7 protein-coding genes and 1 riboswitch are annotated in these 10,569 nt (G+C 57.7%); of the genes, 3 read left to right on the forward strand and 4 right to left on the reverse strand.

The genetic code is table 11. The annotated features are described in order from the left end of the window. Positions 1-60: 60 nt before the first annotated feature. Together HMPREF2847_RS08180 and HMPREF2847_RS08185 are read right to left on the reverse strand one after the other, a co-directional pair. Positions 61-615, reverse strand: a complete 555-nt coding sequence (locus tag HMPREF2847_RS08180) for a 2-isopropylmalate synthase (RefSeq protein WP_048731724.1) — start codon at positions 613-615, stop codon at positions 61-63. Between the two features lie 239 nt (positions 616-854). Beyond that, positions 855-2,240, reverse strand: a complete 1,386-nt coding sequence (locus HMPREF2847_RS08185; RefSeq protein ID WP_070601052.1) for a dipeptidase — start codon at positions 2,238-2,240, stop codon at positions 855-857. 378 nt (positions 2,241-2,618) lie between these two features. On the opposite strand from HMPREF2847_RS08185, the gene groL reads away from it, so the two are divergent. Continuing rightward, a complete protein-coding gene (groL, locus tag HMPREF2847_RS08190) occupies positions 2,619-4,244 on the forward strand; it encodes a chaperonin GroEL (RefSeq protein WP_038626677.1) in 1,626 nt (541 codons plus the stop codon). Positions 4,245-4,584: 340 nt separating this feature from the next. Here the strand turns inward: groL and HMPREF2847_RS08195 are convergent, their stop codons facing one another. After that, positions 4,585-5,061 carry a DIP1984 family protein gene (locus HMPREF2847_RS08195; RefSeq protein WP_049190643.1) on the reverse strand — a complete coding sequence of 159 codons (477 nt, stop codon included), beginning with the start codon at positions 5,059-5,061 and terminating at the stop codon, positions 4,585-4,587. Between the two features lie 154 nt (positions 5,062-5,215). On the opposite strand from HMPREF2847_RS08195, the gene ppk2 reads away from it, so the two are divergent. Beyond that, the gene (gene ppk2, locus HMPREF2847_RS08200; RefSeq protein ID WP_005510168.1) at positions 5,216-6,115 is read left to right on the forward strand and encodes a polyphosphate kinase 2; all 900 of its coding nucleotides are present in this window, start codon (positions 5,216-5,218) and stop codon (positions 6,113-6,115) included. A 267-nt stretch (positions 6,116-6,382) separates the two neighbouring features. Here ppk2 and HMPREF2847_RS08205 read toward each other — a convergent pair whose 3' ends face one another. Then, positions 6,383-7,504, reverse strand: coding sequence for a Dyp-type peroxidase (locus HMPREF2847_RS08205; protein WP_070852091.1), 1,122 nt, complete (start codon positions 7,502-7,504; stop codon positions 6,383-6,385). A 207-nt stretch (positions 7,505-7,711) separates the two neighbouring features. Further along, positions 7,712-7,895: riboswitch (cobalamin riboswitch) on the forward strand. A gap of 38 nt (positions 7,896-7,933) precedes the next feature. Between HMPREF2847_RS08205 and metE the strand changes: the two genes are divergently transcribed. Next, a complete protein-coding gene (metE, locus tag HMPREF2847_RS08210; protein ID WP_070852092.1) occupies positions 7,934-10,243 on the forward strand; it encodes a 5-methyltetrahydropteroyltriglutamate--homocysteine S-methyltransferase in 2,310 nt (769 codons plus the stop codon). Positions 10,244-10,569: the final 326 nt, after the last annotated feature.

The following is a 10,569-nucleotide window of genomic DNA, read 5'->3' on the forward strand; positions in this document are numbered from 1 at the left end:
CTGGCACTTGACAAAAACATAGGGACACCCCCCGTTTACTAAACGAGCAGCATCCGCGTCCTACCCATGCAGGCGGTTAGCAGCGCAGACCAAAGCGGAGAGCACGGAAGCCTCCGGAGTCTGGCCGAAGCCCATGGTCCACACATGGTCATTGTTGTGACCTGCATAGACAAAGGTAGCGGTAGCTTCGAAGATTTCGAACTGGTGGAATTCCACGATTTCCACGCGGTAACCTGCATCAGCCAGCAGATTAGTGCAAGCCGACACCGGCCCCATAGCGGTAATCTCCTGGGTGAAGGTGTGGGTGTGGTCGTCCTTGTCGGTCAGTGTTAAGTCAGCGTTGAAATTCCAGCGCCCCAGGGTGCCGCGGGTTGCCTCGAAATTCTTGATCTGAACCGGGCCGCTCGTGGGGGAGTAGGTGTCCTTGAACTTCTGCCAGTTCATGCCACGAGCTTCTTGCCTTAAGCCTCGAGGCAGGCGATGTCCGAATCGAGCCCTAAATGGATCGTCGGAATAAGTTCGCACATTGCCGTCGTCCTGGTGCTCCAACGAAGGGCGCTTGCCCGTGAACGTCGTCGAAGTGGACATGTTCTTCTGGGTGCGAGTGGGAAACATTCTTTTCTGGTCCTTTGCTTAGTTGCTTTTGCTGTGAGTGGCGGACCAACCAAGTGCTTTGAGAAGTTGCGGCCAGAGACCCCGTGTGGAGGGGTCAGTCCTGTCGGCCTCCACCGGGGTTCGTAGCCTTCGCTACTCGAATAAGAATGTTCTGCTGCATGGGTGGAACCTTACTACAGGTAAAAGATGTGACACAAGTCATTCAATCAATATCTTTGGTGGATTCTTTGCTGTCCCCGTTAAATTCCGTTGACAGAGGCCAGGAAAACCGCCTCGCCAATAGCGATGTCGCGAATCTCGTTCGGGTCGACCGATTCATCAGCCGAGTGGATGCGAGCCTGTGGCTCCTCCACGCCGTAAAGCGCGATGTCAGCACCTGGTACGGCGTCCAGCAGGGTGGCGCACAGCGGAATTGAGGCGCCCTCGCCCATGCTTGCGGTCTCCTTGCCATAGGCGGCCGACAGGCTGTCAGCGACCAGTTGCACAACCTTGCCCTCAACGTTGGCCCGGAACGGGTTAGCCAGCTCGTCGCGTTCGACCGTCACCTTCACGCCCCACGGAGCATGTGCGCGCAGGTGATTTTCCAGCGCGTCCTGCGCCTCAGCCGGATCAACGCCGCCTGGGATGCGGAAGTTAATGTGCGCCATGGCGGTCGACGAAATCGCGTTGACAGCATTGGTTGCCGGTGGGCAGTCGATGCCGGTCACAATCACCGACGGGCGCGCCCAGGTCAGATCGGAGACGGAAGTGTCCTCGTTGCTAATCAGGCCCACTCCATTGAGCACGCCGGCGTCAGCGCGGAAAGTCTCTGGCGAGTAGTCCAGGCCCTCCCACCGCTGCGAGCAGTCCAGTCCATCAATAGAAGTAAAGCCATTTTCATCGCGCAGGCTGTCGAGCATGCGAATCAGTGCCGCCAGCGCATCCGGGGCTGCGCCGCCGAACATGCCCGAGTGAACCGGCTGCTCCAGCGCATCGACGCGTACTTCCACATCGGCGGTGCCGCGCAGAGTGGTCACGAGCGTCGGCTGGCCAACCTCGGCATTGCCGACATCCGCAATGAGGATGACGTCGGCGTCGAAAAGCTCTGGCTGTGTGGCGATGAGGTTGTTCAGGCCCGCCGACCCGCGCTCCTCGGAGCCCTCCACGATGAGTTTGATGTTTGGCATGTCGACGTGGCCCGCAAGAGCGTCGTCGCGCAGCGCGCGCAGCGCAGCCAGGTGCATGACCACGTTGCCCTTGCAGTCGGCAGTACCGCGTCCGTACCAGCGACCGTCGCGCTCATCGAGCGTCCACGGATCCGCGGTCCAAGCGGATTCGTCGCCCGCCGGCTGGACGTCGTAATGGGAGTAGAGCAGTACGGTCTTCGCGCTTTCCGACGACCCGGGGATGAAACCCGACAGTGCAATCGAACCGTCGATGGTGTGATGCGCCTCTAGCTCGATACCCAGCTCTGCGTACATGTCAGTAACCGCCTGGGCTGCGTCGATGCAGGCCTGCTTGGTTTCTTCGGTGCCGTGTACGGATGGGAAAGCGACCAGCTCGGTCAGCTGAGTGCGGATGGTCTCGCGTTGGCTGGAGATGTGGTCTCGCAGGGTGCCCGTGAGTTCCTTATCAATAATGCTCATGTGCGACAGTGTAGGCGCACAGGCATGATGGCGTTGGGAGTGACGTCGGGAGTGGTATTGGCGTTGGGAGTTGCGGCGCTTAACCTTGCACTCGATGGGGTTGAGTGCTAAAAAAGTGAATTAGCACTTGCTCTAATTGAGTGCTAATAAAAACAACTTCACACCTTGTGTATGTGTGCGTTGTATGCGAGTTGCAGCAAACTGCAGCACATACTGCAGCGCAGGCTGAAACAAGTGTTGCAAAGTCGTTAAAAAGTACAGTGTTGACTCCGGTGATGGAGAGGGCGGCGCTTCCCTCGAATCACATGCCGTCGCGGGCGCCTGGGTCAACTTCCAATGTAAGTGCCACATAAATAGACGGAGGATTCTTCAAACCTCATGGCTAAGATGATTGCATTTGACGAGGAGGCCCGCCGCGGTCTCGAAACGGGTCTGAACACCCTGGCAGACGCTGTCAAGGTTACGCTGGGCCCGAAGGGTCGCAACGTAGTCCTCGAGCGCAAGTGGGGCGCACCGCTGATCACCAACGACGGTGTCTCCATTGCACGTGAAATCGAACTTGAGGATCCTTACGAGAAGATCGGCGCTGAGCTGGTCAAGGAAGTTGCCAAGAAGACCGACGATGTCGCTGGTGACGGTACTACTACCGCTACCGTTCTGGCTCAGGCTCTGGTTTCCGAGGGTCTGCGCAACGTTGCTGCTGGCTCCAACCCGATGGGCATCAAGCGCGGCATCGAGAAGGCTGTCACGGCTGTTACCGAGAAGCTCCTGGAGTCCGCTAAGGACATTGAGACCAAGGAGCAGATTGCTGCTACCGCTGGTATCTCCGCTGCTGACCCGGCTATCGGTGAGCTGATTGCCACCGCTATGGACAAGGTCGGCAAGGAAGGCGTCATTACCGTGGAAGAGGCCAACACCTTTGGTCTCGACCTGGAGCTGACCGAGGGTATGCGCTTCGACAAGGGCTACATCTCCGGTTACTTCGCCACTGACATGGAGCGCCAGGAGGCCGTTCTGGAGGATCCGTACATCCTCCTGGTTTCCGGCAAGATTTCCAACATCAAGGACCTGCTGCCGCTGCTGGAGAAGGTCATGCAGTCCGGCAAGCCGCTGCTGATCATTGCTGAGGACGTCGAGGGCGAGGCTCTGTCCACCCTGGTCGTCAACAAGATCCGCGGTACCTTCAAGTCTGTCGCTGTCAAGGCTCCGGGCTTCGGCGACCGTCGTAAGGCAATGCTGCAGGACATGGCTATCCTGACCGATGGCCAGGTCATCTCCGAGGAGGTCGGCCTGTCGCTCGAGACCGCTGACCTGCCGCTGCTGGGTCGCGCTCGCAAGGTTGTCGTCACCAAGGACGAGACCACCATCGTCGAGGGCGCTGGCGAGCAGTCCGCTATCGAGGGCCGCGTCAACCAGATCCGCGCTGAGATCGAGAACTCCGACTCCGACTACGACAAGGAGAAGCTGCAGGAGCGCCTGGCTAAGCTCGCCGGCGGTGTTGCAGTTATCAAGGCTGGCGCCGCAACTGAGGTCGAGCTCAAGGAGCGCAAGCACCGCATTGAGGATGCCGTCCGTAACGCAAAGGCTGCTGTGGAAGAGGGCATCGTCGCAGGTGGCGGTTCCGCACTGCTGCAGGTCTCGCACGTGCTTGACGACGAGCTGGGTCTGACCGGCGACGAGGCAACAGGTGTCCGCATCGTGCGTGCGGCTCTCGCAGCTCCGCTGCGCCAGATTGCTCTGAACGCTGGTTTCGAGGCCGGCGTCGTCACCGAGAAGGTTGCTTCCCTGCCGCAGGGTGAAGGCCTGAACGCTGCTACCGGCGAGTACATCGACCTGATGGAAGCTGGCATCAACGATCCGGTGAAGGTTACCCGCTCCGCACTGCAGAACGCTGCTTCCATTGCAGCCCTGTTCCTGACCACCGAGGCCGTTGTCGCTGACAAGCCGGAACCGGCTATGCCGGCAATGCCGGGTGGCGACGAGATGGGCGGCATGGGCTTCTAAAAGAGGTCCCGACTGCTTGAGTTAGCCTAAAAAGCGCCGCTGAGGGAAATCCTCAGCGGCGCTTTTTGCTGTGTAACTTGAGAAAGTTTTAAGTCCCCGAACCCACCCTCGTTGCATCAGACGCCTCAGCGCTTGGTAGTGAAAAATAACCGATGATCTGTACCCATGTACGCAATGACGAGGACTGTCTGTTATTAATCCTGCTGCCTCAGTACAGGTGAGATCTTTAGGTGTCCCTTTAAGGCCAGAGACAGGCCGTCGCGCTCGCCGACAATCTGGATGCAACTACCGACTTATCAAAATGTGAAATTCTTCTGGTTTCGCTTTCGAACCGTGCTTGCTATTCGGCCGGTTTATTCGCGGCCTCGATAAGCTCGGTTGACCAGTTCGCCTGCTGAATACGGGTATCCAAGTCCCGGTATTCCTTCGCCGCCTTGTCGGCTTTCTGGCGCAGCGACCGGATATCCACAGTGGCGACATAGCGAATCTCCGAAGCTGAGTATCGATCCCGCCGACCCGAGCCCTGATCGGCTGCGGAGGTGTAGAACCGCCGCCGTGTTAGCAGGTGGTCGCGCTTCGCGAGTGCGTCGCTAAGCGTTCCGTCCTCGAAGGCAGTAGCGGAATTCGTTGCGTTAATCGAGCGCACCAGCCATTCGAAGCGCGCCATCAGACGCTCGGCTTCGGCAATAAGTGCTTGCGGATCTTCATCAGGCGTATCGCCTTCCTGCACCTGCGCCACCAGCGCGAGACGGCGATTAATCTCAGCCAGCCGGTCGGAAACTTCGGATCGTGCGGCAAGAGCCTCGGATAACAACATGGCATTTATTGTACGCGCAGTGCTTATCGACGGTCGCTGCGTGCAGTCCCACCCCCTCAATTTCGGTAAGACGGAACGTTAACTGCTGGGAAATTGCAGGTAAGGGCACCCGCATGGGGGACGTGTGGTAGAGAAATTCAGTAGGATAAGGGGTATGGCTGACAAGAATGAAGAGGAATTCCACATCGTCGATTTGGCGAAGACCGAAGGTTACGTCGTCGATGATTCTGATGAGGACGATCCGGTACTGGTCACTCCAGACGGTGAGCGGGTTGATACCTGGCGCGATGGCTACCCGTACGAGGAGCGCATGACGCGCAAGGAATACGAGTCTATTAAGAGGAAGCTGCAGATTGAGCTTCTGAAGTGGCAGAACTGGACCAAGGAAACTGGTCAGAAGCACATCATCCTCTTCGAAGGCCGTGACGCCGCTGGTAAGGGCGGTACCATTAAGCGCTTTAACGAGCACCTGAATCCGCGTGGTGCTCGAACTGTGGCTCTGGAAAAGCCGTCGCCGCGTGAGTCCACCTCGTGGTACTTCCAGCGCTATATTGAGCATTTTCCGTGCGCTGGCGAAATCGTCTTCTTCGACCGTTCTTGGTACAACCGTTCGGGCGTTGAGCGCGTGATGGGTTTCTGTACTGAGTCTCAGCATGCAGAGTTCCTGCGTGAGGTTCCGATGCTGGAGAACATGATTCTGGGCTCCGGTATTTCGCTGACCAAGCTGTGGTTCTCGGTGACCCAGAAGGAGCAGCGCACTCGCTTCGCTATTCGCCAGGTCGACCCGGTACGTCAGTGGAAGCTCTCTCCGATGGACCTCGCATCGCTGGACCGTTGGGGTGACTACACCCGCGCGAAGGAAGAGCAGTTCCGTTACACGGATACCGATGAGTCCCCGTGGATTACCATTAAGTCCAACGACAAGAAGCGTGCCCGCATCAACGCGATGCGTTATGTGCTGAGCAAGTTTGAGTACACGGAGAAGGACCACGAGCTGGTCGGTACTCCGGATCCGAAGATTGTTAAGCGTGGCCGCGACCAGATTGGTGACTAATTCGGTGGCTCGTGACTGACAAAATTCTTGTCTAGAAGTAACGCCCGCAGGAGTGCTCAGGCACTCGGCGGGCGTTTTCTTATGGCGGGCGGCGGCGGGCCAATCCTCCTGTGGCTGGGGACCCGGGACCACCGCGAGTTAGTGACTGAGTTTATGACAAAAACGGCCAGAAATTTTGCTCGAAAGTGTCATAAACTGGGTCAGTTTCACATTTGCAGCCCGCCAGCTTTTTAGTCCGTCAGACTTTAGCCTGCCAGCTTGCAGCCTTTACCCCTCAATCAACTCCTGACCCCAGTAGGAATCTGGGGTGGTGCCAGGGGCAATCCAATACACAGCGGAGCCGATGTGACGGTTCCACTCATTGAGCAAATCGCCGCGATCCAAACGGGCCTGGATTGCGCTGAACTGGTTGTCCGGGTTCTTCTGGAATGCAACCCAGACCAGTCCAACGTTCGGTCCTTCGAATGGGAAAGCTGGCTCACCGGGCTGGTCTTCGTATGCATAGGCGCGGCGACGCAGGGCGTCGTCAGGCTGGCCATCCTGCTCACGGGACAGTGCCAAGTGAGACTGGCGGTGGATGAGGTACTCGCCCTGGTCATCGACGGCGTCCATGTCCTCTTCATCGAACTCGTCGTTGCCGCCGGAAAGAGGAGCGCCGGTGTGGAAGTCACGACCGATAACGATGGAGCGTTCGTCGGTGCTGAGCTCCTCCCAATTGTTCAAGTCGAGCGCAATACGGCGAACAACCATCACGCAGGAGTTGTTAATCGCCTTGTCCTTGGAGTCGATCCACACCTGTTCGGACCATTCATCCGGAGTGGACGGGTTGACGGTGCCGTCGAGCTGACCCAGCGGGTTGCGTGGGGTAGCGCCGTGAGGCTGCGAACCCCAGGCGTAGGAAAAGCCCTTCTGGAACCACTTCACGCGAGCCCACGGAGCCGCCTTCTTTTCCAGTAGACGGGACGCGGCCGTAACGGTGACGAGGTCATCACCGCACAACTGCAGGGCGAAGTCAGACTGACCCCACTCAGGGCGGAGCATGTCATGCTGGAATGACGGGATATCGTGCAGACCAGCCGGCTTGCGCTCTGGTTTGCCGAGGACGTCGAAGATGCGCTCACCGAAACCGGCTGTGATAGTCAGGTTTGCAGTGGCTGCGACCATTTCCGGTTCCAGATATCCCTCGATGTCCTGGCCTTGGGTGAGGCGGCGGGCAACGTCGGTAAGCGAGGAGAACAGTTCCTTCAGATCTGCTGCGTCGATGCCGTCCTTCAAATCGAATGCGACGAGGCGGAGATGTGCTTGGCCGGGCTGTTCAACGCCTGACTGGACCGGGCCATCGAACGGAATCTTGGCGCCCCTCAGGGAAGGTCCGGAAGCCTGTGTCACTCGAGGTCACTCCTTGCAAAGAGGTGGGATAAATAGCTTTTATGACTACGAGCTTAATCACTTTGGCCCCAGCAGGAGAGCTCAAAGCAAAGGCTTGGGGAGGGGCTAAGTGAATGAGATATTTGTATATTGCGATATACTTCACATCCACAGCCGCCTCGAAGGGGTTCATAAAGGAAAGTGCTGCATATCGCACGTTTTCTGCGCAAGGTGTGTTTTTAGCCTAGCGCGCATGAGGCCCTCGAGTTATGCAGGGGAATCCCGGTGCAAGTCCGGAACTGTCCCGCAACGGTAAGCATCACCGCCAGAACTTTGGTTTATCCGACGCGTTGATAACCAATCTTTTCAGTGATGACAAGTCCGAATGCCTGCCGGTTGTGCAATTTCATACCCGATGCTGATCACGACTGACGAGGAAATCACGAGATCATGGCAATTCACGCAACCCTCGCGGGCATTCCGCGGATAGGGCGTAATCGTGAGCTCAAAAGAGCTCTGGAAAACTACTGGCGCGACCCGGCGACCGGCGGCCTGCTGGCCGCGACGGCGCGCAACACTGTCAATAGCTACATTGGCGCAGCGCTGAAGGCAGGAATCGACTCGGTTCCGACAATTGGGCGCTCGTTCTACGACTCTATGCTGGATACATCGGCGCTGCTCGGAGTGCTTCCAGCCCGCTTCCAGAATGTCCCGAAAACGGACGGTTCCAACCTACCGGAATGGATCAACCACTACTTCGCCGCCGCTCGCGGTACGAAGACGCAACCGGCATCCGCAATGACCAAGTGGTTCGACACCAATTACCACTACATTGTTCCGGAGCTGTCAGCCGATACTGAATTTACCTCTGACCTCACTGACTGGTTGGATGATTCCTGCAGCTTAAACAATGGCGCCACCACCATGCTGCGCCCTCATTTGATTGGTCCTGTGACCTACTTGAGCCTGTCGCGTACCGACGATGATTCGAACCCACTTGGCCTTTTGGAAAAGTTGACCGATGCGTACGCGGAAATCATCGCTCAACTGGAGGATAAGGGCTTTGAGTGGATTCAGCTCGATGAGCCAGTATTGGTCACTGACCTCGATGAAGTGACTCTTGCTAGGACTCGCCAGGCCTACGAGAAGTTGGCCGGCGTGGCGGAGTCTGCGAATACCAAGTTGTGGGTGCAGACCTACTTTGGTGATGGTGATCAGGCGCTGGAAACCCTTTCTGGCACAGGCGTGCAGGCCATTGGTTGCGACCTGGTAGCAGGTAGCTCCGAGCTGCCGCATTGGACCGGCAAGGAACTGCTGGTTGCGGGCATTGTCGATGGTCGTAATGTGTGGCGCACCGATTTGGATGCAGCCCTGGCGACGCTGGAGAAGCTGGCAGCCCGAGGCCCCATCGCGGTGTCGACTAGCTGTTCGCTGCTACATGTCCCGTACTCCCTGGCCTCGGAAAACCCGAGCGAAGAAGATGCCGAGGTGCTGCAGTGGCTGGCCTTCGGCGATGAGAAAATTGCCGAGGTGACCCTTTTGGCGAGGGCGCTTGATGCCAAGTTGAATGACCGCCAACTCGATGCCGCGGATTTAAAGGTGTTGAGGGAGTCCCGGGCAGCACTGGCATCGAGGGCAGAGTCGAAGCGGATTGTTAAGCCTGAAGTTCGTGAAGCTTTGGCGGCAATCGAGGATAGCGACCGTAACCGTTCCCCGTTTGCGGCTCGCCAGGCGGCTCAGGCTGAGACCCTCAATCTGCCTCCGCTGCCGACCACCACAATCGGTTCCTTCCCGCAGACCAATAGCATTCGTCGTGCACGTGCGCAGCTGCGCACGGGAGAGCTCACCCCAGCTGACTACGAGTCGGCAATGCTCGCTGAAATTCGATCTGCCATTGAACAGCAGGAAGAACTGGGGCTCGATGTGCTGGTTCACGGCGAACCTGAGCGCAACGACATGGTGCAATACTTCTCGGAGCAGCTGGACGGCTACCTTGCCACCACCAATGGCTGGGTCCAAAGCTATGGTTCCCGCTGTGTGCGCCCGCCAATTCTCTACGGTGATATCACCAGGCCAGAGCCGATGACGGTGCAGTGGTACAAGGCAGCGGCAGACATGACTGACCTTCCCGTCAAGGGAATGCTCACCGGGCCGGTGACCATGTTGGCATGGTCGTTTGTCCGTGATGACCAGCCCATCGGTGACACTGCGGATAACGTTGCGCTGGTTTTGCGCGATGAGATTGCAGATCTCGTGGCCGCTGGAGCGCAAATCGTGCAGGTCGATGAGCCAGCCATTCGCGAGTTGCTGCCCCTGAATGAAGCGGACCAGCCCGCCTACCTGAAGTGGGCCGTAGGTTCCTTCCGTCTGGCTACCTCTGGTGTGGCTGACGACATTCAGATTCACACGCATATGTGCTACTCGGACTTCAATGAGCTTATCGACACCGTCGATGATCTCAACGCCGATGTCACGTCCATCGAAGCAGCTCGCAACGGTATGCAGGTGCTCGCAGCGCTGAAAGATGAGGGATACGTTCGCGGGATTGGTCCAGGTGTCTGGGACATCCACTCGCCTCGCGTGCCGACGGACGGAGAAGTCAACCAGCTCGTGGAAGATGCGCTTGAAAGCGTTGACCCCAACCTGCTGTGGATTAATCCGGACTGTGGTCTAAAGACCCGAGGTTGGGACGAGGTTACGGCTTCACTGAAAGTATTGGTGGCCGCAGCTCAGCAGGCTCGGTTGCAGCTAGCAGAGTAAGTCGCGAACTGCATAGCCACAAAATAAATAGTGGGTTAAGTAGCAAAAAGTGTGTCCGCTCGGCGTGTCGCCGGGTGGGCACCTTTTGCTACTTAGCCCTACTTAGCCCCAATGCGAGTAACTGACTGCGTTTATGGTGGCGGCAGCGGGCCAATGTGAGTTACTGACTGCGTTTATAGCAAAAATTGCCCGAAAAATGGCTTGAAAGTGCTATAAGCTTGCACAGTTTCACATTTGCAGCCCGTTGTGCCAACAAGGCCCCAACAAAGCTCCTATAAAAGCCCCTACCTAAGCCCCGTTACCTTGTGAGTGTCCCCGATAATGGG

It is taken from the genome of Corynebacterium sp. HMSC074C03 (genome assembly GCF_001838285.1).
Classification (GTDB): Bacteria; Actinomycetota; Actinomycetes; order Mycobacteriales; family Mycobacteriaceae; genus Corynebacterium; species Corynebacterium amycolatum.

What these genes read in the sequence shown, in the direction of transcription:
- HMPREF2847_RS08180 (WP_048731724.1), bottom strand. Translation starts at nt 615, where the DNA reads ATGTTTCCCACTCGCACCCAGAAGAACATGTCCACTTCGACGACGTTC.
- HMPREF2847_RS08185 (WP_070601052.1), bottom strand. Translation starts at nt 2,240, where the DNA reads ATGAGCATTATTGATAAGGAACTCACGGGCACCCTGCGAGACCACATC.
- groL (WP_038626677.1), top strand. Translation starts at nt 2,619, where the DNA reads ATGGCTAAGATGATTGCATTTGACGAGGAGGCCCGCCGCGGTCTCGAA.
- HMPREF2847_RS08195 (WP_049190643.1), bottom strand. Translation starts at nt 5,061, where the DNA reads ATGTTGTTATCCGAGGCTCTTGCCGCACGATCCGAAGTTTCCGACCGG.
- ppk2 (WP_005510168.1), top strand. Translation starts at nt 5,216, where the DNA reads ATGGCTGACAAGAATGAAGAGGAATTCCACATCGTCGATTTGGCGAAG.
- metE (WP_070852092.1), top strand. Translation starts at nt 7,934, where the DNA reads ATGGCAATTCACGCAACCCTCGCGGGCATTCCGCGGATAGGGCGTAAT.